25 protein-coding genes and 1 riboswitch are annotated in these 25,919 nt (G+C 60.4%); of the genes, 20 read left to right on the plus strand and 5 right to left on the minus strand.

Annotation, left to right across the window (positions count from 1 at the left end):
* The first annotated feature begins 77 nt into the window (after window positions 1-77).
* A complete protein-coding gene (locus tag GWQ29_RS08860; protein ID WP_058395001.1) occupies window positions 78-1,262 on the plus strand; it encodes an FIST N-terminal domain-containing protein in 1,185 nt (394 codons plus the stop codon).
* Between the two features lie 20 nt (window positions 1,263-1,282).
* Window positions 1,283-3,379 (plus strand): ATP-binding protein, encoded by a 2,097-nt coding sequence (locus GWQ29_RS08865; RefSeq protein ID WP_059168586.1) that lies wholly within the window; start codon window positions 1,283-1,285, stop codon window positions 3,377-3,379.
* A 229-nt stretch (window positions 3,380-3,608) separates the two neighbouring features.
* Here GWQ29_RS08865 and GWQ29_RS08870 read toward each other — a convergent pair whose 3' ends face one another.
* From GWQ29_RS08870 to narQ, 3 genes are all read right to left on the minus strand, one after another.
* Entirely contained in the window at window positions 3,609-4,184 is a 576-nt protein-coding gene (locus tag GWQ29_RS08870) for an LON peptidase substrate-binding domain-containing protein (RefSeq protein ID WP_005309859.1), read from the minus strand.
* Window positions 4,185-4,808: 624 nt separating this feature from the next.
* Window positions 4,809-5,447 carry a two-component system response regulator NarL gene (narL, locus tag GWQ29_RS08875; protein ID WP_017411638.1) on the minus strand — a complete coding sequence of 213 codons (639 nt, stop codon included), beginning with the start codon at window positions 5,445-5,447 and terminating at the stop codon, window positions 4,809-4,811.
* Window positions 5,447-7,159, minus strand: coding sequence for a nitrate/nitrite two-component system sensor histidine kinase NarQ (narQ, locus tag GWQ29_RS08880; RefSeq protein WP_275919240.1), 1,713 nt, complete (start codon window positions 7,157-7,159; stop codon window positions 5,447-5,449). The genes narL and narQ overlap by 1 nt, the downstream gene beginning before the upstream one ends.
* A gap of 79 nt (window positions 7,160-7,238) precedes the next feature.
* A riboswitch (molybdenum cofactor riboswitch) is annotated at window positions 7,239-7,378 on the plus strand.
* Between narQ and moaA the strand changes: the two genes are divergently transcribed.
* The 16 genes from moaA to GWQ29_RS08960 all read left to right on the plus strand — a co-directional run bounded on the left by moaA (window position 7,366) and on the right by GWQ29_RS08960 (window position 20,750).
* A complete protein-coding gene (gene moaA / locus GWQ29_RS08885) occupies window positions 7,366-8,346 on the plus strand; it encodes a GTP 3',8-cyclase MoaA (RefSeq protein WP_005309868.1) in 981 nt (326 codons plus the stop codon). (Overlaps the previous riboswitch by 13 nt.)
* Window positions 8,347-8,611: 265 nt before the next feature.
* Complete coding sequence (napF, locus tag GWQ29_RS08890) at window positions 8,612-9,121, plus strand: ferredoxin-type protein NapF (RefSeq protein ID WP_275919241.1); 510 nt, start codon at window positions 8,612-8,614, stop codon at window positions 9,119-9,121.
* A 28-nt stretch (window positions 9,122-9,149) separates the two neighbouring features.
* A complete protein-coding gene (locus tag GWQ29_RS08895; protein ID WP_275919242.1) occupies window positions 9,150-9,413 on the plus strand; it encodes a chaperone NapD in 264 nt (87 codons plus the stop codon).
* Between the two features lie 129 nt (window positions 9,414-9,542).
* Window positions 9,543-12,032 (plus strand): nitrate reductase catalytic subunit NapA, encoded by a 2,490-nt coding sequence (napA, locus tag GWQ29_RS08900; protein ID WP_125596359.1) that lies wholly within the window; start codon window positions 9,543-9,545, stop codon window positions 12,030-12,032.
* A gap of 16 nt (window positions 12,033-12,048) precedes the next feature.
* On the plus strand, window positions 12,049-12,783 hold the full coding sequence (gene napG, locus GWQ29_RS08905; protein ID WP_005309879.1) for a ferredoxin-type protein NapG: 735 nt from the start codon (window positions 12,049-12,051) through the stop codon (window positions 12,781-12,783).
* Window positions 12,780-13,655: a quinol dehydrogenase ferredoxin subunit NapH gene (gene napH / locus GWQ29_RS08910; RefSeq protein WP_275919243.1), complete on the plus strand. Its 876-nt coding sequence runs from the start codon at window positions 12,780-12,782 to the stop codon at window positions 13,653-13,655. Before napG ends, napH begins: the two co-directional genes overlap by 4 nt.
* The gene (locus GWQ29_RS08915; RefSeq protein WP_005309884.1) at window positions 13,655-14,110 is read left to right on the plus strand and encodes a nitrate reductase cytochrome c-type subunit; all 456 of its coding nucleotides are present in this window, start codon (window positions 13,655-13,657) and stop codon (window positions 14,108-14,110) included. Before napH ends, GWQ29_RS08915 begins: the two co-directional genes overlap by 1 nt.
* Before the next feature lie 94 nt (window positions 14,111-14,204).
* The gene (locus GWQ29_RS08920) at window positions 14,205-14,795 is read left to right on the plus strand and encodes a cytochrome c3 family protein (protein WP_005309887.1); all 591 of its coding nucleotides are present in this window, start codon (window positions 14,205-14,207) and stop codon (window positions 14,793-14,795) included.
* A 261-nt stretch (window positions 14,796-15,056) separates the two neighbouring features.
* Window positions 15,057-15,563: a molybdenum cofactor biosynthesis protein B gene (gene moaB / locus GWQ29_RS08925; RefSeq protein ID WP_159165998.1), complete on the plus strand. Its 507-nt coding sequence runs from the start codon at window positions 15,057-15,059 to the stop codon at window positions 15,561-15,563.
* 49 nt (window positions 15,564-15,612) lie between these two features.
* Entirely contained in the window at window positions 15,613-16,107 is a 495-nt protein-coding gene (gene moaC / locus GWQ29_RS08930) for a cyclic pyranopterin monophosphate synthase MoaC (protein WP_059113847.1), read from the plus strand.
* The gene (gene moaD / locus GWQ29_RS08935; RefSeq protein WP_234592804.1) at window positions 16,104-16,349 is read left to right on the plus strand and encodes a molybdopterin synthase sulfur carrier subunit; all 246 of its coding nucleotides are present in this window, start codon (window positions 16,104-16,106) and stop codon (window positions 16,347-16,349) included. Before moaC ends, moaD begins: the two co-directional genes overlap by 4 nt.
* A gap of 199 nt (window positions 16,350-16,548) precedes the next feature.
* Window positions 16,549-17,028, plus strand: coding sequence for a molybdopterin synthase catalytic subunit MoaE (gene moaE, locus GWQ29_RS08940; protein ID WP_275919244.1), 480 nt, complete (start codon window positions 16,549-16,551; stop codon window positions 17,026-17,028).
* An 87-nt stretch (window positions 17,029-17,115) separates the two neighbouring features.
* Window positions 17,116-17,844, plus strand: a complete 729-nt coding sequence (gene modA, locus GWQ29_RS08945) for a molybdate ABC transporter substrate-binding protein (RefSeq protein WP_275919245.1) — start codon at window positions 17,116-17,118, stop codon at window positions 17,842-17,844.
* A 217-nt stretch (window positions 17,845-18,061) separates the two neighbouring features.
* The gene (modB, locus tag GWQ29_RS08950) at window positions 18,062-18,742 is read left to right on the plus strand and encodes a molybdate ABC transporter permease subunit (RefSeq protein ID WP_275919246.1); all 681 of its coding nucleotides are present in this window, start codon (window positions 18,062-18,064) and stop codon (window positions 18,740-18,742) included.
* Entirely contained in the window at window positions 18,739-19,839 is a 1,101-nt protein-coding gene (gene modC / locus GWQ29_RS08955) for a molybdenum ABC transporter ATP-binding protein (protein WP_275919247.1), read from the plus strand. The genes modB and modC overlap by 4 nt, the downstream gene beginning before the upstream one ends.
* A 131-nt stretch (window positions 19,840-19,970) precedes the next feature.
* Window positions 19,971-20,750, plus strand: a complete 780-nt coding sequence (locus tag GWQ29_RS08960; protein ID WP_169046417.1) for an alpha/beta fold hydrolase — start codon at window positions 19,971-19,973, stop codon at window positions 20,748-20,750.
* A gap of 67 nt (window positions 20,751-20,817) precedes the next feature.
* Here the strand turns inward: GWQ29_RS08960 and moeB are convergent, their stop codons facing one another.
* Together moeB and moeA are read right to left on the minus strand one after the other, a co-directional pair.
* The gene (gene moeB / locus GWQ29_RS08965) at window positions 20,818-21,573 is read right to left on the minus strand and encodes a molybdopterin-synthase adenylyltransferase MoeB (protein WP_275919248.1); all 756 of its coding nucleotides are present in this window, start codon (window positions 21,571-21,573) and stop codon (window positions 20,818-20,820) included.
* Window positions 21,570-22,796: a molybdopterin molybdotransferase MoeA gene (gene moeA, locus GWQ29_RS08970; RefSeq protein ID WP_275919249.1), complete on the minus strand. Its 1,227-nt coding sequence runs from the start codon at window positions 22,794-22,796 to the stop codon at window positions 21,570-21,572. Before moeA ends, moeB begins: the two co-directional genes overlap by 4 nt.
* 320 nt (window positions 22,797-23,116) lie before the next feature.
* Here moeA and folE point away from each other — a divergent pair, with 320 nt between their 5' ends.
* Together folE and GWQ29_RS08980 are read left to right on the plus strand one after the other, a co-directional pair.
* Window positions 23,117-23,773 carry a GTP cyclohydrolase I FolE gene (gene folE, locus GWQ29_RS08975; RefSeq protein ID WP_059113584.1) on the plus strand — a complete coding sequence of 219 codons (657 nt, stop codon included), beginning with the start codon at window positions 23,117-23,119 and terminating at the stop codon, window positions 23,771-23,773.
* A gap of 402 nt (window positions 23,774-24,175) precedes the next feature.
* Window positions 24,176-25,831 (plus strand): methyl-accepting chemotaxis protein, encoded by a 1,656-nt coding sequence (locus GWQ29_RS08980; protein WP_275919250.1) that lies wholly within the window; start codon window positions 24,176-24,178, stop codon window positions 25,829-25,831.
* Window positions 25,832-25,919: the final 88 nt, after the last annotated feature.

Consider the following 25,919-nt stretch of genomic DNA (forward strand, 5'->3'; position numbering starts at 1 on the left):
TCTAGCCGACGAAACGGGATAATTGTTTGATTAAGGTATGATTTTTGCTTACCTCCAGCATCATGAACAACTAGGAGATGGTGTTGAACTTTCTGACGGCTCACTCTCTTGAAGAGACCTCCCTGCTGGCTGCGCGGCAGGTCAGTGAGCGGCTGCTCGCTCAAGCACCCCATTCCCCTTCGCTGTTATTGGTCTATTTTACCCAAGCCCACGATGCCGAGGAACTGCGTCGCCACCTCAAACTGCAGTTCCCAACCACTCGACTGATAGGTTGCAGCTCCTGCGGCGGTGTCATGACCCAGACAGGGCACCACGCTCGTCAGGGATTCGGGCTGGCGGTGGCGGCTCTCTATGATGACAAGGGTGCCTACGGGGTGGCCGGGCAGGCGGGTGATGACGTGGATGTGCGCCAGTTGCTGCGCAGTGCCATCGCCGATGGCGGGCGTCCCGGCGAATTGCCCCAGCTCATCTTGTTGCACGCCAGTCCAGGTCAGGAGGAGGCGATGCTTGCCAGCATCGAAGCCGAGCTGGGCACGACCGTCCCTGTCGTGGGGGGCTCGGCGGCGGACAACAGCGTCGGCGGTGACTGGCAGCTGTGCTGGGATGAGGGCAGTGCCCGCGAGGGCGTCGCGCTGGCCGTGCTCTATCCTGAGTGCCAGCTGGCGTTCCAGTTCCACTCCAGCTATGTCCCTACCGAGCATCGTGGCACCATTACCGCCCTGGCAGGACGGGAGATCCTCACCATTGATCATGCGCCTGCCGCCGAGGTCTATGCCCGCTGGATTGGACGAACCACGCCCTGGCCTGTGGGGCCCATACTGCGGGAGACAACGCTCTCGCCGCTGGCTCGTCAGGTGGGCACTTTGGACGACATGCCCTACTACAAGCTCTCCCACCCGGAGGCGGTGACAGAAGGGGGCGGTTTGCGCCTCTTTACCGATACCCAGATCGGGGAGAAATTGCTGCTGATGTACAGCAGCCAGGAGGGGCTGTTGCAGCGGAGTCTGAACGCTACCCGCATCGAACCCGAATACGGCATGACCACAGAGATGCGGCCGTTCGGGGCCCTAGTGATCTTTTGTGCTGGTTGTCGCTTGGCTCTTGGTGATAGCTTATGCCAATTCGTCGACCAATTTCACACACGGCTGGGGGATATCCCCTTTATTACCCCGTTTACCTTCGGTGAGCAGGGGCGTTTACCCCACGGTGAGCTGGCACACGGCAACCTGATGGTATCGAGCGTGATCTTCCTCGACAGCTGATATATGGCGCTGGAAACAAGATGATAGGTAATACCGAACTGGAAGCCCTCGGGGACAAGCTGCAGACCACGCTGGTGGAGCTGGTGCGTTGTCGGGAACGCGAGGCCAAATATCGCCAGGAGTCGCAGACCCTGCTGTGTGGCGTGGCTACGCTGGCCGATGCCCAGACCCTGGAGCAGGTGCTGGACAGTCTGATCCAGGTGCTCAAGCCCTTCATCGGTTTCGAACATGCAGACGTGGTGGCTTGGGAGGGGGATGTCGGCGTCACTCACCTCAGTACCCAGGATGGCGAAGTGGGTCGGGACTGGCAACTGACGCCCCTCTTCTCCCGCGCCATCGAGGGGGAAACACTGGTCATCTATGATCCCACCCAATTGCCTGAGCTGGCGCCACTGGCCCACGTATCCGGCTGGGCCAGTGTCATGATGACGGGGCTGCGCGCCCCCGGTTTCTCCGGTGTTCTCATCTGCCGTCACGCCGTCATGGGTACCTTCGATCTCAAGAGCAAGGCCGCGATGCAGCGCTGCCGCCCGCTCATCTCCCAGGCCCTGGTCAACATCGCCTATCGTGCCCGGCTGCAAGAACAGGTTGAACTCAAGACCCTGGCGTTGCAGACCAGCGAACAGCGTTTTCGCAGCTTTGCTGGCATGGCCTCCGACTGGTTCTGGGAGACGGACACAGAGCACAGGCTCAGCTATGTGTCGGCGCCCGGCTATCACGGGGACGTGCTGGTGCATCAGCCCGGCCAGAGCCTCTACGATTACGCCTATGACAGACGGGATCCCGAGTGGGGCAAGTACCGTCGTCTCATCGCGCTGCATCTGCCGGTACGGGCGGTACGGGCCCAGGTCAGCCTGGTCAAGGGCCCCTGCTGGATGGAGATCAACGCCGAGCCCTGCTTCGATGCCGCCGGTGTATTCATCGGCTATCGGGGGACTGCGCGGGATGTGGGCAACCAGATCCGCCGCGAGCAGGAATTGGCACGGGCACGAGATGAGGCCGAGGCAGCCAACCGCGCCAAGTCGCAGTTTCTGGCCATGATGACCCACGAAATTCGTTCCCCCATGAATGCGGTGCTGGGCATGCTGGACCTGTTGCAGCACGCCCAGCTTGAACCCCAGCAGCAGACTCTGCTGGGACATGCCACCCACTCGGCACGCCTGCTGCAAACCATCATCGACGATGTGCTCGACTTCTCGAAAATCGAATCCCATACCCTGGAATTTCATTGCGAGACCCTGCACCCGACCCAGCTGTGCCAATCCCTGATCGAGCCGCTGCAAGCGCGTGCCAGTAGCAAGGGAATTATCCTGCGCTGGCTGGTGGATGAGGCAGTACCCCCCCAGTTGCAGGGGGATCCGGTACGCCTGTCACAGGTCATCAGCAACCTGCTCGGCAATGCGGTGAAGTTCACCAGTCAGGGCAGCGTATCCTTGCAACTGGGTTGGCGCCATGAGCGGCTGCGAGTCTCGGTCACCGACACCGGCATCGGTATCTCGGCCGAAGATCAGGCGCTCCTGTTCGAGCCTTTCTCCCAGGTCGACAGCTCGGCGACCCGCCGCTTCTCCGGCACCGGCCTGGGGCTGGCCATCAGCAAACGGCTGGTGGAGCTGATGGGCGGCGAGATCCGATTGCAGAGCGCCCCTGGTCAGGGCAGTTGCTTCTGGTTCGAGCTGCCCGGCATGGCGCTGCCATGCGAGTGCAGCAGCCGGCCCGAGCCGGATCAATTGCCCATTCAGGATCTGGATGTGCTGGTGGTGGAAGACAGCCCGGTCAACCAGCTGGTGGTGTCCCTCATGCTGCAAAAACTGGTGACCCGGGTACGGCTGGCGGCCAATGGTCTGGAAGCGCTGGCCCAGGTGGCGGAGCAAAAGCCGGATCTCATCCTGATGGATATGCGGATGCCGCAGATGGATGGATTGGAGGCGACTCGCCGCCTGCGGGAGCTGGGCTGCAAGATGCCCATCGTCGCCTTGACGGCCAATGCCATGGCCGAGGACAGGGCTCGTTGTCTGGCTCAGGGAATGGATGACTTTCTGGCCAAGCCCATCAGCCTGATGCGGCTGAGAGAGTGCCTGCAACGCTATTTTCATCCCGAACTGCCGGATCGCAGGTAAAAAAAATGGTCAACCTGGGTGGTTGACCAATTCTTCAGCAAATACTGAAGAGAGCACGGGATAAATCGGGTTGTACTGTTCTATATGAAAAAGTCGTGCCAACTTTTTCAGAACCTGTTTAAGCGGCTTGCAGCGGTATTGTCTGTTTTTATTGCTATCCGCTGTTTGCAAAATGCGAAATTGTTATTTTCATTGTGGGAATATTCGCATTTTGCAAAGACTTTTTGACTCACTGTGCGATCAGTCGGCGCAAGAATTGACGAGCCGCTTCGCTATTTTGTTTGGCAATCAACATCTGTTTTTCATAGATCGGCATGGGCAGGATCTCGAGCCAGCGTTGGCAGAGCCAGGCCGCATCGTCAAACTGCTTGTCCGGATAGAGCTCATCGAGCTCGGGATACTGCTCGAACACTTCCCGCAGCCGGGTGACCAGCGGCTTGTCACTGAAGTCTGAATGGGCGCTTGGCCAGTTCGGCAGGGCTTCGACCCTGGCACGGCGCAATCCCATCTCGTCCGTTTCCATCTCATGAATGCAGAAGCGTTCCATGCCGAGCACAGTGACGCCGAGCAGACCATCATTCAGGGTATAAAAATCGGTCACCTTGACCCGGGTGCCGACCGGCAGGATCCGCCCGGATTTACCCGTGGTGGTCGCCTCTTCCATCACTATGCCGAACCCCTGGTCATTGATGAATGACTCTTTGAGCATCTGCAGGTGGCGCGGTTCAAACAAACGCAGCGGAAGCTTGCCACCAGGCAGTATGTGGGAAGGCAAGGGGAACAATGCCAAAGGTTGAAGTTTCATGTTCCGTCCTCCATTGAGTAGTTGCTGAATAGGACAATGCAGCGACTGTGCCAGAGGATGATAAAAGCCTCGGAATGGGGGCGTCAGTATCCAGTTTTAGGATTAAATTTATTAATAATCAGTAGTCTATGTTTTTATATTTTCTGCCGATGTGACCCCGTAGTCAGCTGAATACGGCCGGTTCCTGGTTACTTGGTCCCCACTCTCTTCGCGTCCTGAATTGAAGCGCATCGCATCTTGCAAAGAGCCAAGTGCAAAATGCGCATGGCCGTTGCGGCGGCTTGTGAGCCGCGCCGCTGGCCTGAGTGCAAGGTGCGAGCAGGCAGGGGAGCCCTGTTCGGGCACGAGAAGATAGAAGTGTGTCGCAGTGACGGATGTGGTGAATCGGTGGGTGACTCCCGCTTCCACACAAGCGGGATTATGTGGTCGCCCATCTTGCTTCTTGCAGAGGCAAAGGGTGGCAGGCCCGGTTTCGGGCGGATTTAGCGCAGATGGCAGATTCGGGCAAATTTAGCGCAGATAAGGAAAGCCCCGACGATGCGGGGCTTTGGTTTTTTCTCAGTTTGGTCAAGGCATGAATATAGAGCGCAACAAGGCGCTCGGTTGCCTGCTCTGCCAGGCGCGTTAGTTGCGCTGCTCCAGGTACATGACAGCCGCTTCCACGCGGCTCTGGGCCTCGAGTTTCTTCAGCAGGCTCTTGACGTGAACCTTGACCGTGCCTTCGGAGATATGAAGCACGGAAGCGACCTGTTTGTTGGAGAGGCCCTTTGCAATTTCGCGCAGGATTTGCATTTCGCGACGCGTTAAGCTTTCCAGCTTCTGTTGCAGGTGGTCCAGCTCGTAGATGTTCTCGAGGTAGGGACGCAGCGGCTCGCTCAGGATCTGCTTGCCGGTCATCACGTCTGCCAGCTGGGCCAGCAACATCTCTGGCTCGGTATCTTTCAGCAGGTAACCATCGGCGCCGGCCTTGAGCAGGGCGACCACGTCCTGGCGAGCGTCGGAGACGGTCAGGATCACCACGCGGGAGGTGACTTCCTCGGTGCGCAGCGCCTTGAGGGTATCCAGACCGGAGAGCCCCTTCATGTTGAGATCGAGCAGGATCAGATCCGGTTCGGACTCTTTGGCCATGGCGACGGCATCGGTGCCGTTGGACGCCTCGCCAATCACCTCTATGTTCTCTTCCAGGGCCAGCAGTTGCACAATCCCTTTGCGCATGAGGGGATGGTCATCCACGACCAGAACACTATATTTCATCTCGTCCATCAGGCATCTCTTGTTAGGCTGGTGGGAAAGGTCAGATGTACGCAGGTGCCTCTGGGCGGCTGTTCGCTGATGGTCAGCAGACCATGCAGCTTGCTGGCTCGCTCATTCATGATGCTGAGGCCATAGTGGTTGACCGCCGAGCTTGCGATCCCTATTCCAACACCGTCATCTGAAATCTGAACCTGAATGTTACCATCGGCGAGGGTCTCACAGCTAACATCAATCACTTGCGCGCTGGCATGTTTGATGGCATTGAGCACTGCCTCACGGATCAGCTGCAGAATATGAATGTGCTGACCCGCTTCAAGATCCGTGTCAGCCAGACCGTAATGGAGCCTGATCTCGGCCTGGGTCTGAGGCTTGAGCTGCTCCAGCATCACCTTGATGGCTTCCCCCAGATTGGCATCGCCGATGCTGAGGCGGAAAGTGCCCAGCAGCTCGCGCAGCTGGGTGTAGGCGCTGCTGAGTCCCTCGTCGATCTGCTGCATGGCCGCCTCTGCCTTGGCGGTATCGCCCTTGGCAAAAGAGCGTTTGAGCAGAGTGGACTGGATCTTGAGGTAAGAGAGCGCCTGGGCCAGCGAGTCGTGCAGCTCGCGGGCGATGACGGCTCTCTCTTCCATCAGCAACAGCCGCTGATGTTGCAGCAGGGTCTGATCCTTGTGCAGCACCTGGGCCAGCAGCATGGAGAAGTTTTTCATCAGCCGCTCGTCGATGGGGTGAGTGCTTATCATGTCGAGCCGGCCGTACTCCTGCTCATCCATCTGCAGATGAAAGCTCACCACTGAGTCGAGATCGCCGGGCCAGCCCTTGCGGCCTGTGATGAAGTCCGGCATGGCGTTGTGTTCAAAGCGGGTCAGCCGGATATGGTCTATGTGCTGATGGGCCGCGGCCCGCTCCAGTAGTTTGAGCAGAGTGCGCCGACTCAGCGGCGCCGCATGCAGCTTCTGGGCGGTGGAATAGAGAAAGGAGAGGGTGTCGTTGGCCTGTTGCAGCTTGGCCGTTTTCTCTTCTACTTTGCTCTCCAGCTCCCGATAGAGCTTGCCGAGCTCATCTGCCATGGTGACGAAGGCGGCCGACAATTCTCCCAGTTCATTCTCGCAATGGGGAGGCAGGGTGAGATCGAACTCCTGGCGCTGGATCTGGCGGGCGCAATAGACCAGCTGGTTTAGCGGTGCCACCACCTGCTGACGGGTGAAGCGCACGGTAAACCAGGCGATGGTGATGATGGAGAGCAGGCCCAGCCCCTCCGCCAATGCCAGCATGCGCACCTTGAACTCCACGTGGTACTGCATCTGATTGACGAAATCATCGATGGCCGCGACAAACTGTTCCGCATTGTCGGTGTAGCGTTTGGGGGTGGCGTTCTCGATGTGCTCGCGCATCATCTGCCATTGCAGCAACACCTCGCCATAGGTACGGCGCAGGGAGGCTGGAGTAATCCAACGCTGTGTCTCTTGCAGCTCGCGTGCATGCAGGGTCTGTTCGAACTGATCGAGCCGTCCCAGCACTGGCTGGCCCTGCTCTATTTCATAGGCCATGCGATAGGCCTGCATCCGCAGCGAACCCGACAGGTTGATCGCCTTGGCATCGGGCACCGAGTAAAACAGGGTCACCATGGCCACGACGGCGATCAGGCTCGCCATGAACAGAATGAGTACCATGGAACGCCCGATGGCGCTGCTGACCGAATGTACTTTGAACCATTTTCCCATGCTGGCTGGCGTCCCCGACCTCTGGCAATAACCCCATAAAGTTGCGTGGGAGTGTACTCCAACTTGTGCTAGCATCGAAAAACTAGATGAACTCCGAGCTGTTTTGCCTAAGTCCTTGGGATAGGGGAAAGCCGCCGTCAGCCGATGTTCGAGCTGTAAGGGTCAGGAAAGAAATGCCCTGGCCTCCCGTATTTGGAAAGGTGTTTATGTTGCCACTGCAAGATGGTTTTTCCCGTCGTTTTTACTATTTGCGCCTGTCGGTTACCGACGTGTGCAATTTTCGTTGTACCTACTGTTTGCCCGACGGTTATCGTCCCGAGGGTAGAAAGTCGTTCCTGTCTCTCGATGAGATCCGCCGCATTGTCTCCGGCTTTGCCGCCATGGGCACCCGCAAGGTGCGTCTGACCGGGGGGGAGCCGTCACTGCGTCGTGATTTCACCGCCATCATAGAGACGGTGGCCAATACCCCGGGTATCGAAAAGGTGGCCATGACCACCAATGGCTATCGCTTGAAAGAGCGGGCCCGGGAGTGGTTCGATGCGGGCCTCACCGCCCTCAATGTCAGCGTCGACAGCCTGGATCCCCGCCAGTTTCACCAGATAACCGGTGAAAACAAGCTGGCGGAGGTGATGGATGGTATTGAGGCGGCGCTGGCCGCCGGCTTCAAATCGGTGAAGATCAATGCGGTACTGCTCAAGGGGCTCAATGACCATCAGCTGGATGCATTTCTGGCCTGGATCAGGCACAAGCCCATCGAGCTGCGTTTCATCGAACTGATGCAGACCGGCGAGATGGACACCCTGTTTCGTGACCACCACGCCAGCGGCGAGCTCATCAAGCAGCGGCTGCTGGATGGCGGCTGGGTACAGCAGTTGCGCGGTACTGATGACGGTCCGGCGCAGGTATTCATGCATCCGGCTTCGTTGGGGGGCGTGGGGCTCATCATGCCCTACAGCAAGGATTTCTGCGCCGGTTGCAACCGGTTGAGGGTCTCCTCAGTGGGCAAGCTGCACCTGTGTCTGTTCGGTGATAACGGGGTGGAACTGCGTGACTTGCTGTCAGCCGACAGCCAGCAGGATGCGTTGCAACAGCGCATTCGTCAGGCCCTCATCGGCAAGGCGGCCACCCACAGGTTGCATGAGGGGAATGCCGGTATGACCCCTCATCTGGCTTCCATCGGCGGTTAAGCCGCCAACCCCTCCGCAAAAATAGCCATCGATTAATAAGCAATCCTCAAATGGGGGTATTTTGACCTGCCCCCATTCTTTGTTCCTGCGCCAAGGGTTTGATCCAGCGCAATAATCCCCCCTGTTTATCTCCCTGGTGGTATATCCCTGAACTTGTCAGGGCCGCAATATACACCCACTCTTATAATAGGTATTGAAAATGCCTGTCATGAGACTCGCTTGTGCGCTATATGGCACCAGACGTTACCACCAGGAAGGAGTCGATATGCCGGATAGGGTCAACCTGTCACGTCGTGGTTTGTTTCGGGGACGCCTGACATCGAGCGAGCCTCAGGTGCAGTTGCCCTGGTCCGTCGCCTGGCCCGATTTTGTGGCCGACTGTACCCGTTGTGGTGACTGTCTGACGGCCTGTCCGGAGCAGATCCTCATCAAGGGTGACGGTGGTTTCCCTGCGGTGGACTTCCTGCGTGGTGAGTGCACCTTCTGCGGTGACTGCGTCACAGCTTGCAAGGCGCCGGTATTTCGTTCCGTGACGGAGGCGCCCTGGCAATACATAGCCCATATTGAAGCCAACTGTCTGGCCAGTGCGCAGGTCTTTTGCCAGCGCTGCCAGGACAGCTGCGAAACCCGTGCGATCCGCTTTTCTCCCATGCTGGGCCGCGTGCCGACTCCCAGCATAGATACCGCCTCGTGTACCGGTTGTGGCGCCTGCGTGATGGATTGCCCGGTGGGCAGCATCCGGGTTGGTGTGCCCAGATCCGAGGCTCCAACATGAATCATGTATGTGTGAAGCAGGAGCCACAATGAACCAAGAGTTCCATGTATCGAGCCTGGTGGTGCTGACCCAACCCCCCTTTCGTCACCAGCTCGCGCAGCAGATTACGACCCTTGAAGGGGCCGAGGTCCACGCTGTCAGCGACGAGGGCAAGCTGGTGGTGACGCTGGAAGGTCCCAGCCAGCGTCCCATCATGTCCGCCATTGATGCGATACAGGCAATGCCGGGCGTGCTGTCCGCTGCCTTGATTTACCACCAGTTCGATGATCTCGATGTCGAATGCAAGGAATAGAAACGCCGTGAGGCCGGAGCCGCGAGGTTCACGATGCCCGATAAAAGCAATAAAGCGCCATGAAGCTGAGCCAGCGCGGCTCGTCACAATGGCTGTCATTGATGTGATTACGCAATGCGAGGAGATGTCATGAAGCTGAGTCGACGCGACTTTATGAAGGCCAACGCGGTGGCAGCTGCCGCAGCCGTGGCCGGTGTCAGTGCCCCCACCCTGGCGGCGAACCTGATCACCAGTACCGACAAGACCGCCATCAAGTGGGATAAAGCCCCGTGCCGCTTCTGCGGTACCGGCTGTTCCGTGCTGGTGGGTTCCCAGGATGGGCGTGTCGTGGCGACCCAGGGTGACCCGGATGCGCCGGTCAACCGTGGCCTCAACTGTATCAAGGGCTACTTCCTCTCCAAAATCATGTATGGCGAGGATCGTCTGACCCAGCCCATGCTGCGTATGACCAATGGCAAGTTCGACAAGAATGGTGACTTTGCCCCTGTCAGCTGGGATCAGGCATTCGACATCATGGCCGAGAAGTTCAAGGCGACCCTGAAAGAGAAGGGCCCCACCGCCGTCGGCATGTTCGGCTCCGGTCAGTGGACTGTGTGGGAAGGCTACGCCGCCGCCAAGTTGATGAAGGCGGGTTTTCGTACCAACAACCTGGATCCCAACGCTCGTCACTGCATGGCTTCCGCCGTGGTTGGCTTCATGCGTACCTTCGGCATGGATGAGCCCATGGGTTGCTATGACGACATCGAGCAGGCCGATGCCTTCGTGTTGTGGGGATCCAACATGGCCGAGATGCACCCCATTCTCTGGTCACGGATGTCCGATCGTCGCCTCTCCAACCCGGATGTGCAGGTGCATGTGCTCTCCACCTTCGAGCACCGCAGCTTCGAACTGGCAGACAACGGCATGGTGTTCACGCCCCAGACCGATCTGGCGATCCTCAACTACGTCGCCAACTACATCATCCAGAACGACAAAGTGAACTGGGAGTTTGTCAACAAGCACACCCAGTTCCGCAAGGGGACCACCGACATCGGCTATGGCCTGCGTCCGACGCACCCGACCGAAGCCAGGGCCAAAAATCCCGGCAATGGCGACTCCACGCCGATGAGTTTCGATGACTTCGCCAAGTTCGTGGCGGACTACGACCTGGAGTCTGTCTCCAAGCTCAGTGGCGTGTCGAAAGAGAAGCTGGAAAAACTGGCTCAGCTCTATGCCGACCCGAGCAAGAAGGTGGTCTCCTACTGGACCATGGGCTTCAACCAGCACACCCGTGGTGTCTGGGCCAACAACCTCTGCTACAACATCCACCTGCTGACCGGCAAGATCTCCACTCCGGGCAGTGGTCCCTTCTCCCTGACCGGTCAGCCCTCTGCCTGCGGTACCGCGCGGGAAGTCGGCACCTTTGCCCACCGCCTGCCCGCCGACATGGTCGTGACTGATCCCAAGCACCGCGCCATCGCCGAGAAGATCTGGAAACTGCCGGAAGGCACTATCCCTGAGCAGGTGGGGTATCACGCCGTGCTGCAAAACCGCATGCTCAAAGATGGCAAGCTCAACGCCTACTGGGTGATGTGCAACAACAACATGCAGGCCGGCCCCAACATGAACGAAGAAGCGCTGCCCGGTTATCGCAACCCGGCCAACTTCATCGTGGTGTCCGACCCTTACCCGACCGTCACGGCGCAAGCGGCTGATCTTATTCTGCCCACCGCCATGTGGGTGGAGAAAGAGGGTGCCTACGGCAATGCCGAGCGTCGCACCCAGTTCTGGCACCAGCAGGTCAAGCCGCCGGAAGGAGCCAAGTCCGACTTGTGGCAGCTGATGGAGTTCGCCAAGCGCTTCACGGTGGAAGAGGTGTGGCCGGCCGAGCTTATCGCCAAGATGCCGGAAGTGAAGGGCAAGACGCTATTCGACGTGCTCTACGCCAACGGCCAGGTCGATCAGTTCCCCAAAGAGCAGAGCAAGGGCGAGTTCAATGACGAGTCCGAGTCCTTCGGTTTTTACGTCCAGAAAGGGCTGTTCGAGGAGTACGCCACTTTCGGCCGTGGCCATGGTCACGATCTGGCGCCGTTCGATCAGTACCATGAGGCGCGCGGTCTGCGCTGGCCGGTAGTGGATGGCAAGGAGACGCTGTGGCGCTATCGCGAAGGCTTCGACCCTTACGTGAAGGCGGGCGAGGGGGTGCGTTTCTACGGCAAGCCCGATGGCCGCGCCGTTATCTTCGCACTGCCTTACGAGCCGGCCGCCGAGGCGCCGGACAAAGAGTACGACATGTGGCTCTCCACCGGTCGTGTGCTGGAGCACTGGCACACAGGCACCATGACCCGTCGGGTGCCCGAGCTCTATCGCGCCTTCCCGGATGCGGTGCTCTTCATGCACCCGGAAGATGCCAAGGCCCGTGGCGTACGCCGTGGCGAAGAGGTGATCGTCTCCTCTCGCCGTGGCGAGGTGAAGACAAGGGTCGAGACCCGTGGTCGCAACCGTCCGCCCAAAGGCCTGGTGTTCATGCCCTTCTTTGACGCAAGCCAGCTGGTCAACAAGTTGACCCTGGATGCGACGGATCCGCTCTCCAAAGAGACGGATTACAAGAAGTGCGCCGTCAAGGTCGTCAAGGCGTAAGGCGGGGGAGCGCGAGATGAGTCGTAGTCGCCGCCAGTTTCTGGCCGACATGGCCAAGGGGGCCTGCGGTGTGGGCCTGCTTGGTGTCGGTCTGGGCGGAATGGCGCGTCAGCAGGCAGCGGCGGTGCCCGCCCAGGCACTGCGTCCGCCGGCAGCCCTCGACGAGGCCGAGTTCCTCAGTGCCTGTGTGCGCTGCGGGCTCTGCGTCGACGCCTGTCCCTACGACACCCTCAAGCTTGCCCGGCTGTTTGAACCTGTCACCACGGGCACCCCTTATTTCCAGGCGCGCGCCGTGCCATGCGAGATGTGTGACGACATCCCCTGCGTGGTGGCCTGCCCAAGCGGAGCCCTGGATCAGGGGATGACCGACATCGATCAGGCACGAATGGGGGTGGCTGTGCTCATCGATCATGAGACCTGCCTCAACTATCTGGGTCTGCGCTGCGATGTCTGCTACCGGGTCTGTCCCTTGATTGACAAGGCCATCTCGCTCGAACTGGTGCGCAACCCGCGCACCGGCAAACACGCCATGTTTTTGCCGACGGTGCACAGCGACATCTGCACCGGTTGTGGCAAGTGCGAGCATGCCTGCGTGCTGGAGGAGTCCGCCATCAAGGTGGTGCCGCGCCAGCTCGCCAAAGGGGAGCTTGGCCATCACTACCGGCTCGGCTGGGAAGAGAAGCGCAAAGCGGGCAAGTCACTCATCGGTGAGCGGCTCACACTGCCGACCCGTAAACCGGAGGGGTTATGAGCCGTTATCCGGGAGCAGAGGCCAGGGTGCGACTGGGCTGGTGGCGAGCACACCGCTTCTTGCTGCTGCGTCGTCTGACCCAGTTCAGCGTGCTGGGGTTGTTTCTGCTGGGGCCGCTGGCGGGTGTCTGGATCCTCAAGGGCAACCTCTCCAGTTCGCTGTTGCTGGAAACGGTGCCGCTGAGCGATCCCTTGACCCTGCTGCAGTCGGTGGCGGCGGGTCATTGGCCCATCACCACCCTCTGGATCGGGGCTGTCATTGTGCTCTTGGGGTACTGGCTGGTCGGGGGGCGGGTGTTCTGCTCCTGGGTCTGTCCGGTCAACCTCGTCACGGATGCCGCCGCCTGGGCCAGGGCCAGACTTGGCCTCAAGGGCAATGGCCAGTTCAGTCGCAATACGCGCTACTGGTTGCTGGCCATGGTGCTGGTGGCCCCGGCCATTGCGGGCGTGCTGGTGTGGGAGCTGGTCAATCCGGTGTCCCTGGCCATGCGCGGTCTGCTGTTTGGAATGGGGGCTGGCTGGGCACTGTTGGCGATGATCTTCCTGTTCGACTTGTTCGTGGTGGAGCGGGGCTGGTGTGGTCATCTCTGTCCTGTGGGGGCCTTCTATGCCCTGGTCAACCGGGTCGGGTTTATCAAAATTTCTGCCAAGGGACGCGAGCGGTGCAGCAACTGCATGGATTGTTATGCGGTCTGCCCGGAGCGCCCCATTCTGCGCGGCCCCGTTCACGGTGCCAAGCGTGGTCACGGGCCCCTGATTGCGGCTCAAGAGTGTACCAACTGCGGCCGTTGCATTGATGTCTGCGCGGAGCAAGTTTTTGAAATCACTGTAGGTTTTGCCGTCAAGGCAGAGAAAATGTCGGAGAACACATAATGAAAAAGCTGATTGGAGCAATGCTGGCCTGCCTGATGGCGGGTTCCTTGATGGCCGCCATCCCCGAGATCACCAATAGCACAGGGGGGATCAAATCCGAGCGGGGGAGCACGGATCTCACCACGGAGGCTGAAGCCGCCCCTTTGAAGAACTTTCGCAAGGACGGGGATCTCTACGATCGCCAGTACATGCATCAGCCGCCGCTGATCCCCCACGATGTTCGCAACTATGAAGTGGACACCAAGGTCAACAAGTGTCTGGCCTGTCACAGCTTCAAGAATGCCAGCAAGATGAAGGCCCCCAAGATCAGTCCCACTCACTTTGAGACCCGTGACGGCATGACCCTGGGTGAAGTGTCACCGCGTCGCTACTTCTGCCTGCAGTGCCACGTACCGCAAGCGGATGCCAAGCCGCTGGTGGAAAATACCTTTAAACCGGTTGAAGCACTGAACTGAGGAGTTCGCAGATGACATTATTCGGCGTTGTTCAGCGAGTCTGGAACACCTTTAACACTCCAGTGAACGAAGCACTGAACTGAGGAACCCATAGATGAAATTACCCGGCTTTATCCAGCGTCTGTGGACCACGTTCAAGTCACCGTCAAAGGCGGCACTCTGGGTGCTGCTGCTGATGGGCTTTTTCGGTGGCGTCATCTTCTGGGGTGGCTTCAACACCGCCATGGAAGCTTCCAATACCGAGAAGTTCTGTGTCGGTTGCCACGAGATGAAAGACAACGTGTTCGTGGAGTACCGCGACACCATTCACTATGCCAACCGTTCCGGTGTGCGGGCCAGTTGCCCGGATTGCCACGTGCCTCACGAGTGGACCTACAAGATCATTCGCAAGGTACAGGCCTCGAAAGAGCTGTGGGGCATGTTGACTGGCAAGGTGGATACCCGCGAGAAGTTCGAGTCGCACCGGCGCGAAATGGCCGAGCGGGAGTGGCAACGCATGAAGGATACAGACTCGAGGGAGTGCCGCAATTGCCATAACTTCGAGTACATGGACTTCTCTTTGCAAGGCAAGCGGGGTGCCCAGATGCATTCCACCAGTCTGGCCAGTGGCGAGAACACCTGCATCGACTGTCACAAGGGCATAGCTCACCAATTGCCTGACATGACGGGGGTAAAGGGCTTTTAAGCCATCTTGAACAGACCGGGGTTGGCCGGTCTGTTCATATTCCCGCCAGCCAGCTTGAAACGGTATTTGTGCCTCCTTTAAATCCCCCCTCTTGCGCGAGTTTTGGTAGAATCGGGCCGCCGTGAGTCGCAGGGAGTGAGCCGGTGGTCAAGGTTGTGCCCGAGCAGGCACTGGCCATCCCGAGAGCAGGTACCGCAAGCCGGGATCCTGACCACTCTCTTCTTCTCTTTTCTCACGGTCTTTTGCTATCAGGAGCTGCCCATGGGACAGAAAAACAGCGCATTCATTCCTCTCAAGATCGCCGTGTTGACGGTCTCCGACAGTCGTACCAGTGCCAATGACAGTTCGGGCGATTATCTGGTGTCTGCCGTGACAGAAGCAGGTCACCAGCTGGCCGATCGTGCCCTGCTCGCCGACAACCTTTATCAGGTTCGTTCCCGGGTCAGCCAGTGGATTGCCGATGAAACCATACAGGTGGTGCTGATCAATGGCGGCACGGGTTTTACCGATCAGAACTGGGTGCCGGAGGCGGTCGGCGTACTGTTCGATCGCACCGTCAAGGGCTTTGGCGAGTTGTTCCGCCAGCTCTCGTTTGCCGAAATCGAAGGGTCGGCCATGCAGAGCCGTGCCCTGGCCGGGCTCGCCAACCGTACTCTGGTCTGCTGCCTGCCCGGTTCTCCCGGTGCTTGCCAGCTCGGCTGGGAGCAGCTTATCCGGGATCAGCTCGATGCCCGTACCCAGCCCTGCAACTTCGTGGCCCATCTCTGAGTCGCGAGTCATTGATCCCAACACTATGTCAGCCTTAAAGGGGAGCGTGATGAACCTGACCCATCTCAACCAAAGCGGCGAAGCCCACATGGTGGACGTGACCGACAAGCAGGTCACCGAGCGTGAGGCCCGCGCCGAGGCCTTCGTCGCCATGGCATCTGACACCCTGGCCCTGATCCTGAGCGGTCAGCACCACAAGGGTGACGTGTTCGCTACCGCCCGCATCGCCGGCATCATGGCGGCCAAGAAGACCTCGGATCTTATCCCGCTCTGCCATCCGCTGGCATTGACCAGGGTCGAGGTGGAGATAGTGCCGTTACCCGAGCAAAACAGGGTTCATATCCGCACCCTCTGCAAACTCTCCGGCAAGACAGGGGTGGAGATGGAGGCACTGACGGCCGCATCGGTTGCAGCGCTGACCATCTATGACATGTGCAAGGCGGTGCAAAAGGACATGGTGATCGAACAGGTTCGACTGGTGGAGAAAAAGGGCGGCAAGTCCGGTCACTTTCAGTTGGGATCGAATGCAGGAGATAACGCATGATCAAGGTACTGTTTTTTGCGCAAGTAAGAGAGCTGGTGGCCTGTGACGAGCTGAGCCTGCCGTGCGATTACGCCACCGCCGAAGCTCTGCGTGCAGAGCTCTGTGAGCGCGGTGACAAGTGGGCACTGGCGCTGGAGGCTGGCAAATTGCTGGTCGCGGTCAACCAGACCCTGGTGCCCCTCGATACGCCCATCAATGACGGCGATGAAGTGGCCTTCTTCCCCCCTGTGACCGGAGGTTAAGGATGCGCGAGATAATGACCGTGGATCGCACCACTGAGCTGTGCGGTGGCGACGAAGTGGCCTTCTTCCCTCTCCTTCCAGTAACGACCGGAGGTTAAGGATGCGCGAGATAATGACCGTGGATCGCACCACTGAGCTGTGCGGTGGCGACGAAGTGGCTTTCTTCCCTCTCCTTCCAGTAACGACCGGAGGCTGAGCCATGTCTCAAGCAACCACGACACCCATAGATCGCATTCTGGTCCAGCGGGAGGACTTCTCGCTGGCAGACGAATATGCCCGCCTCGCCACCCGCGCCGACAGTGGCGCCATCGTCACCTTCGTTGGCAAGGTGCGCGACTTCAATCAGGGGGAGGAGGTGAAGGGGCTGGCCCTCGAGCACTACCCAGGCATGACAGAGAAGGCGTTGGCCGATATCGTGCATGAGGCCCGCGAGCGCTGGCCGTTGCAGGAGTGCACCCTGATCCACCGCATCGGCGAGCTGTGGCTTGGCGATCAGATAGTGCTGGTGGCGGTGAGCAGCGCCCACCGTGATGCCGCCTTTGATGCCTGTCACTTCATCATGGATTTCTTGAAAACCCGGGCGCCGTTCTGGAAAAAAGAGCTGACCGCCGAGGGGGGGCAACGCTGGGTCGAGGCCAAGGATAGCGACAACGCCGCCGCTGCCCGCTGGCAAGCCTGACCTGTTCATCACGAGGGGCGAAGGTTCAACGGGAACCACGGCCCCGCTTAGGGGCGCGGATGTTCGGGCCTCATCAGGAGAAAGGGAATGAAACCGCTGTTATCTGTTGTCATCGCAGGGGTCTGCGCCGCCACCTTGCATATCGGTGCCGTGCAGGCCGATGAAGTGAAGGTGGCCGTGGCTGCCAACTTCAAGGGCACCATGGAGCGCATCGGCAAGGCGTTCACTGCCAAGACCGGCCATACCCTGGCCATCTCGTCTGCCGCCACCGGAGTGCTCTACACCCAGATCAGTCACGGCGCGCCGTTCGATCTCTTCCTCTCCGCCGATGTGGCGACTCCCGAGAAGCTGGAAAAAGAGGGCAAGGGGAGCGATCGCTTCACCTACGCCATCGGCCAGCTGGGACTGTGGCAGAAGGGGGGGCCTGCTCCTGACGAGGCGACCCTGCGCAGCTGGAAGGGCAACCTTGCCATCGCCAATGCCCGCACCGCACCCTATGGTGCCGCCGCCATGGCGACCCTCACCCATCTCAAGATCGATCCCAAGCAGTACCGGCTGCTGACCGGTGCCAACATCGGCCAGACCTGGCAATTTGTCGATACCGGCAATGCCGAGCTGGGCTTCGTCGCCTGGGCCAATCTGGTGGAAGCGGGCAAGACCGGCGAAGCCTGGGCGGTGCCAGCGAGCTTCTACCCCCCCATCGAGCAACAGGGGCTGGTATTGAAGAAAGGGGCCGCGGTGGAGGCGCTGGTCGCCTGGCTCAAGGGGCCGGGCCAGGCGCAGATCAAGGCCGCGGGCTATGCCCTGCCCCGATAAGGGCATGGGGCTGACGCGATACCCTGAGTGGTCGGCCTTCGGGTCGGCCACTCTTTGCAATGAGGATAGGCACCATGCCGTTGGCTGCATTCAACCGGGAGCCGGACGATGAGTAGAGATCTGTTGGCGATGGCTTGCCTGACTCAGGATCAGGTCTTCTGGGAGTGCGGCTCGTTTGCCGTGTCTGGTGCTGAACCTGGCGTTGAGGGTGAGTCCGATGAGTGAAGGGGATCTGCTGGCGGTCTGGCTCACCCTCAAGCTGGCAGCCTGTACCACCGGCATATTATTGCTGCTGTCGCCGCCGCTGGCCTGGTGGTTGTCCCGCAGCCAGCACAGATTGCGGCCTCTGGTGGAGGCGTTGGTGGCCTTGCCGCTGGTATTGCCCCCCACTGTACTGGGTTTTTATCTGCTGCTCGCCTTCTCCCCCGAATATGGCTTTGGTGCCTGGTGGCGCGACACCTTCGGCGCTCCGCTCGCCTTCAGTTTTCTCGGCCTGCTGCTTGCCTCCATCCTCTATTCGCTACCGTTCGTGGTGCAGCCGCTCACCTCCGCTTTCGTCAACATGGGCAACAAAGAGCTGGAAGCCGCCGCCACCCTGGGGCTGGGGCCGGTCGAGCGCTTCTTCCACATTATTTTGCCGATGACCCTGCCCAGCTTCGTGATGGCGGCGGCCCTCGGCTTTGCCCACACCCTGGGGGAGTTTGGTGTGGTGCTGATGATTGGCGGCAATATCCCTGGAGAGACGCAAGTGCTTTCGATTGCCCTGTTTGATCATGTGGAGGCGATGGATTACCGACACGCCCATTATCTGGCGGGCGGCCTGATGGGCTTCTCGCTGGTGATGCTGGTGCTGGTCTATGGCGTATTGCAGCGCCGGCAGCGGAGATTGTTCGGATGAGCCAGCCAGCTACTATTCCGCAAGACAATGCCCCGTGCCGCCATCCCCTGAACCTCCATGCCCGGCGCGAGTTTGGCCCCTTTACCCTCGATTGCGAACTGGCGCTTGAGCTGGGGGGGATTCTCGGTCTGTTTGGCCCTTCCGGCTGCGGCAAGAGCACACTGCTGCGCATCATGGCTGGGCTCGATCGTCAAAGCAGGGATCGCTTGTGGTGGGGCGATCGGGAGTGCGCTGAACTGCTGCCCGAAGCACGCCGTATCGGACTGGTGTTTCAGGATTCGCGCCTCTTCCCCCATCTGACGGTGCTCGGCAATCTGCATCTGGCGGCCCGCAAGGGGCGAGGGCGCTGGCAGCCCGAGTCGCTGGCGGCGCGACTCGGCTTTGCCGATCTGCTGGCGCAGCCGGCCCATGGTCTCTCCGGCGGCCAGCGTCAGCGGGTGGCGCTGGGGCGGGCGCTGCTGGCTGAGCCCGATCTGCTGCTGCTCGATGAGCCCTTCTCGGCGCTGGACAGCCGCAGCCGCATCCATCAGGCCCACGTGCTCAAGGGGTTGCAGCGCGAAAGCGGCATCCCCATGATCTTCGTCAGCCACGCCATGGAGGAGGTGAGCCTGCTCTGCGATCAGCTGGTGCTGCTGGAAGGTGGCAGGGTGGAAGCGCAAGGCAGGCCGAGCGAGATCTTTGCCCGCACGGATCTGTCGCTCGCCAGTCGCGATGATGCCGGTGTGATGCTGGATGCCACCCTGGCCCACTACGATGACGACGAGCAGATGGCGACCCTGCAGCTCGGCGAGCAGACATTGCGGGTCACCATGAACCGGATGCCGGACGAGAGTGGCCCCTTGCAGATCAAGGTGGCGGGGCGGGATGTGGTGATCGCCACGGCGCCTATCGAGCACTCCAGTCTCTCCAACTGTCTCACCACCCGTTTGATGGCGGTGCGCGAGGTGCGCCCCGGCCAGACCCTGTTGCAGTTGGCGCTGGGTGAGCAGATACTGCTGGCCCGGATCACCAGTCGCTCCGCCACCCGTCTGGCGCTGGCGCCGGAGCAGCAGATATACGCCTATATCAAAGCGGTCAGTCTGGTCAGTGAAGGTTGAATGGGTGGTGATCTGATACATTGTGGGGCGGCATACCTCGGTTAGCGCAGAGGATATGCCCGCAAGCTGGCTGGTGACTATCGGGATAAACAAGGCATGGTTCAGGCGATGAGTCGAGAGGCGATGAACTGATGCGTCGCAATCAGGTAATGAAATCCAACGGTCTTGCCCTGCGCAGTGCGGGGGAGGGCCCCTTGCTGTTGCTGTTGCACGGGCTTGGCTCTTCCAGCCTCGACTGGCAGGCGCAGATAGAGCGTTTTTCCGAACACTACCGGGTGGTGGCGCTGGACTTGCGCGGCCACGGCCAGAGCATGCAGGAGGGGCCGTTCGACGTGGCGACTCTGGCGGCCGACGTGGTGAACTGGCTTGATGAACAGCCTGAGCCCGCCTGGGTGGTGGGATTGTCGCTGGGGGCCATGGTGGCGCTGGAGCTGGCCTTGCAACTGCCGCACAAGGTGCGAGGGCTGGTGCTGGTCAACGGCTTTAGCGAGTTTTTGCTGGAGACCCCCAAGGAGCAGGAGCGTTACGCCCAGCGCCTCAAGTGGCTGCGCTGGTTTGGCATGCGCCCCCTCGCCTGGTGGCTGGGTCGCGAGCTCTTCCCGGGGCCCGATCTCGCCCAGGTGCGCCACACCTTTCGGCTGCGCTTCGTGCGCAGCAACAAAAAGAAGACCTATCGGGCGCTGCTCGATGCGCTGCCCGGCTGGTCGGTACGCGCACGGCTTGGCAGCATCTGGCAGCCGGTGGCCATCATCTCCACCAGTCACGACTACCTGCCGCTTGCCAAACGGGTGGAGCAGTTCGCCGCCCTGCCCAACGCCAGTATTCATACCCCCAATGGCCACCATGCCTGGCCGGCAGAAGATCCCTCAGGGTTCAATCACCTGCTGCAGCGGATCCTCTCGACCCATTGAACAGATCCTGCCAGACAGCAAAAAGCCGAACCTGCAGGTTCGGCTTTTTTGTGGGTATCAACCGGGTTCAAGGGTGAGAGCAGACCGGGCAGTCGGGGCGTTTTGGCAGCTTCATCTCGCGGAAGGTGCCAGTGAGACCGTCGATCATCAGGAGGCGGCCGCTGTAACTGCGGCCCATCCCCGCCAGCAGCTTGATGGCCTCCAGCGCTTGCAGGCTGCCGACCAGTCCGACCACGGGGGCGAGCACCCCCGCTTCGACGCAGGTCAGCGCTTGCTCGCCAAACAGGGCGCTGAGGCAGGCGTAACAGGGTTCACTCTCCTGCCAGGTAAAGCTGCACAACTGCCCTTCGAGCCGGATGGCGGCACCACTGACCAACGGTACCCCGTGTTTGCGCGCGTATTGGTTGAGCAGATTGCGGATGGCCAGGTTGTCGGTGCAATCCAATACCAGCTGGTGCCGGGGCAACAGAGCATCGAGCAGTGCCTCGTCGGCAACCGCGGCGTGAGTCTCCACTTTGAGCCAGGGAGTGAGGGCGCGCAGCGCCTCTGCCGCTGACGCCACCTTGAGCTGGCCAATGCGCGCATCCGTGTGCAGTACCTGCCGTTGCAGGTTGGAGAGTTCCACCTTGTCAAAATCCACCAGGGTGAGCTGGCCGACCCCGGCCACCGCCAGATACTGGCTGGCGGCGCAGCCCAGGCCCCCTGCGCCAATGACCAGCACGCGGGCCTGTTTGAGCGCCTCCTGCCCCTCGAAGTCGAAGGATTTGAGCACTATCTGGCGGTTGTAGCGCAAGAGTTCTGCGTCAGAGAGAATGTCGCTCACAACAGCAAGCTCCCGAACGGCTCGACGGTGACGGTTTCCCCTGCCGCCACCTTGCCCCGCTCACGCTCCAGCACTATGTAGCAGTTGGCGTGGGACAATGAACTGAACACGGCAGAATCCTGGGAGCCTGTGCTGCGCACTTCCAGGCCGTCTGGCCCCTGGCTCAGAATGCCGCGCTGAAAATCGAGCCGACCCGGCGCTTTTTTCAGAGTCTCGCCGGCGACGGCCAGCAGTTGCAGCGGACGCTCGAATTGCTGGCCGGCCAGCTTGGCCAGAGCCGGTTGCACCAGCTGATCGAAGGTAACCATGGCAGAGACAGGATTGCCCGGCAGGCCAAAGAACCAGGCGCGGGGCAGGCGGCCGAAGGCGAATGGTTTGCCCGGCTTGATGGCCAGTTTCCAGAAGCCGATCTCGCCGAGCTCCTCCAGCAACTGCTTGGTGAAGTCTGCTTCACCGACCGACACGCCACCCGTGGTAATGAGGGCATCGGCCTCGCTGTCGGCCCGCAGGAAGGCGGCGCGGAGGGCGGCAGGGTCGTCCGGTATGATGCCAAGGTCGAGGCACTCACAGCCAAGGCGCGCCAGCATGGCCTTGACCCCGTAGCGGTTGGAGTCATAGATGTCGCCGTGGGCGAGCGGGGTACCGACCGGCTTGAGCTCGTCCCCCGTGCTGAAGATGGCGACTTTTAGCGGGCGGCGCACCGGCACGGTGGCGATGCCCAAGGAGGCCAGCAGTGGCAGCTCTCGCGGGGTGAGGCGGCAACCCGCACTCAGTACGCTGGCTCCCTCGTGAATGTCTTCCCCGCGGCGGCGGATATTCTGGCCCAGGGTGGGCGGCACCAGAAAGGTGACCTGGTTGCCGTCGGCCTGCGTTTCTTCCTGCATCACCACAGCGTCTGTGCCCATGGGTATCGGAGCACCGGTCATGATCCGCACGCAGTGACCGGCGGGCCACTCCCCCTGATAGGGCTGACCGGCAAACGCCTTGCCTGCCATGGTGAGCGGAGCGCCGCCAGCCAGATCCGCCAGCCGCACTGCGTAACCGTCCATGGCCGCGTTGTCGAAGGGAGGCACTGACAGAGGGGAGGCGATATCGCCAGCGATCACGCGGCCAAGGGCGTGGGGCAGGGGCACTTGCTCTGTGTCGCAGCAGCAGGCGAGTTGGTCCAGCATCCCTTGCAGGGCATCGCTCAGGGGGAGTAGTCCGCTGGTATCAAATCCCATCGTCATTACCTCTTTGGTGTGGTTGAGGGCAGATTATCCCAAAAATCAGTGTGGATGGGCAGGCTTATCAAGGGCTGGCATCAGGTTGCCTGACACAGGGTGGTGGTGGAATGGCGGCGGAATAGAGGTCGTTTGTCGCAATCCTCCCCGTATGGGGTGGGTCATCAAGGGGTAAAACCCGACGGATTGGCATAAAGTCAGGGGACGGACTTGAGTTAGCTTGAATTATGGCAATAATCGCCGTTTACTATTGCGCCACAACAAAGTGCCGCCACAGACAAGGTGGCCATTACAGTCCCTGAGCGTGGGAGAGGAACAAGATGACGAGCTTAAGCCAGGAAGCCCTGTTGGTCAGGGCAGCCCTCGAGGCCGAGGGCCTCGAGACACCTCTGGTGGCCAATGCGTTGAATGGTCAGCAGAAGAAGGAGAAGATCGAAGGCCACATGCGCGCCATCATGGAGACGCTGGGGCTGGATCTGACCGATGACAGTCTGGCGGAGACGCCGCACCGCATCGCCAAGATGTACGTGAACGAGATCTTCTCCGGTCTCGATTACACCACCTTCCCCAAGGTGACTGTGATCGAGAACAAGATGAAGGTGGACGAGATGATCATGGTGCGGGATATCAGCCTCACCAGCACCTGCGAACACCACTTCGTCACTATCGACGGGCTGGCCCATGTGGCCTATATCCCCCGTGGCAAGGTGATCGGGCTGTCGAAGATCAACCGCATAGTGCAGTTCTTCGCCCGCCGTCCCCAGGTGCAGGAGCGCCTCACCCAGCAGATCCTGCTGGCGTTGCAGACCCTGCTTGGCACCAAGGATGTGGCCATCAGCATCAAGGCGACCCACTTCTGCGTGAAGGCACGGGGCGTGATGGATTCCACCTCCTACACCACCACCACCTCCCTCGGTGGTGTGTTCAAGACCCAACCCGATACCCGCGCCGAGTTTCTGGGCGGTTTGAAGGGCTGATCTGTCAGGAGGCATGGCGCCATGGTGGCATGCCTCCTTTCTCCCTCTTCAGCTCATGGGGCCCGTCGGCCATCTCTCCTGTTTCAGCCACAAATTTCCTTAAGGGATTGACCGGTGCGGTCGATATACCTCGGTATGGTTCACTTTGGCTCTCTTTTGGGCTCATGCTGAGCCACAAGGGGCGGGCATCCGTGGTTATGTTGGCCGCCGCCATGCCTCCCAGCAGGCCTGAGCGGGCTTGTCAGGCAGGCACCCCGCACCCTTGAAAGGTTCTCGCCTCGCTCATGTAAGGATACATATTCATCAGGGCTGGATGAGCCGCCATGGATGGCAGTCACAGGTCCGTGCCGACAGGCGCGGATCAAACGGGCGCTATCTGTTCACTCATATCCAGGACATGCCATGACTACCAGTACCATGACCATAGGCAAGAAGCTCACCGCCGGCTTTGCCGTGCTCGGCCTGATGGTGGCCTTTATCGGCGGCTTCTCGCTGCTCGAGTTCAGCAACATGAACCGTGCCGCCATCGGTTTCACCGACAGCATTTTGCCCGCCGTCAACCGCACCAGCGCCATCGGCGAGAGCATCAGCGAGCTGCGCCGCTATGAGCTGGGATTCTTCCTGGTGGCTTCGGATCCGCAGAAAAAAGCGGAGTATCGCAGCGAAACCAGCCGCAGGTTTGAACAGGTCGCCCAGCAACTGGTCGAGCATGACGCCACCATCTGGGCGGAAGATGTGGAAGAGCGCCGCACTTTCGATACCGTCAAGGCTGACTGGGCCCGCTACGCGGCGCTGCACCAGAGGGTGAAGCAGTTGCAGGATAGCGATCAGCTGGCCTCTGCCCAGCAGGTCTTCATGAGCGAGGGGATCCCGCTCTACCTCAACCTGACCAAGTCGGTCAGTGACCTCATTCGCATCAACCATGGCTATGCCAAGGCGTCGCGCAAGGTGGTGGTGGCCGCTTATGACTCCGCCAAGTTGAGCGTCACAGTGTCGCTGCTGGTCGGTCTGGTGCTGGTGGTCGGCCTCTCGATGGTGCTGACCCGTCAGATCCGGGACCCGCTCATCATGCTGGCCCGTCAGGCTCAGCGCATTGCCAACGGCGATCTGGGCAAGGGAGAGTTGCAGGAGTGGATCCAGGACAACCGCTTCAACCGCGACGAGCTGGGTCAACTGGGCTCGGCCCTCAACCGGATGCAAAACGCACTGGCCAATCTGGTGAGCGAAATCGCCGGCTCAGTGAGCCAGCTCAGCAGTGCTGTGGAGGAAGTGAGTGCCATCTCCGAGCAGTCCGCTACCGGCATGGCTCGCCAGCAGAGCGAGGTTTCCCAGGTGGCTACCGCCATGAACGAGATGCAGTCCACCGTCAACGAAGTGGCCCGCAATACCACGGATGCCATGAGTGCGGCCAAGGATGCTTCCCATACCTCGGCCCAGGGCAACCAGGTGGTGCGCAGCGCCATCAGCAGCATCGAGGATGTGTCGGTCAAGATTGAACAGGCGGGCGCCGTGGTGCAGCAGCTGGAGACCGACAGCGCCAACATAAGCATGGTGCTGGACGTTATTCGCGACATCGCCGGTCAGACCAACCTGCTGGCGCTCAACGCCGCCATCGAGGCCGCTCGCGCCGGTGAGCAGGGACGCGGTTTTGCGGTGGTGGCGGACGAAGTGCGCTCCCTGGCGCAGCGTACCCAGGACTCCACTGCCGAGATCAGCAAGATGATAGAGCTGCTGCAGAGCCGCGCCGCCGAGGCGGGCAGCGCCATGCAGCTGAGCCGTCAGCAGATGCAGGCGAGCGTCGGGTTGGCGCGGGATGCGGGCAGCAGCATAGATACCATCAATGGGGCCGTCACCCAGATCACCGACATGAACACCCTGATCGCCACCGCCACCGAGGAGCAGAATGCGGTGACCGAGGAGCTCAACCGCAGCATAGTCAACATCCACAATGCTGCCGACGAGAACGCCCAGGGGGCGCAGCAGACTGCCCGGGCCTGTGTCGAACTGAGCAAGCTGGCCACCTCGCTGCATCATATGACCCAGCGCTTCACCCTCTAGGGGCAAACTCGTCACTTAACGGGTGACCGCTGTTATAAAACAAGGCCCCGCCAAATTGGCGGGGCCTTGTTGTTTCTGGCGATCTTGA

It is taken from the genome of Aeromonas sp. 2HA2 (assembly GCF_029237345.1).
Taxonomy (GTDB): domain Bacteria; phylum Pseudomonadota; class Gammaproteobacteria; order Enterobacterales; family Aeromonadaceae; genus Aeromonas; species Aeromonas salmonicida.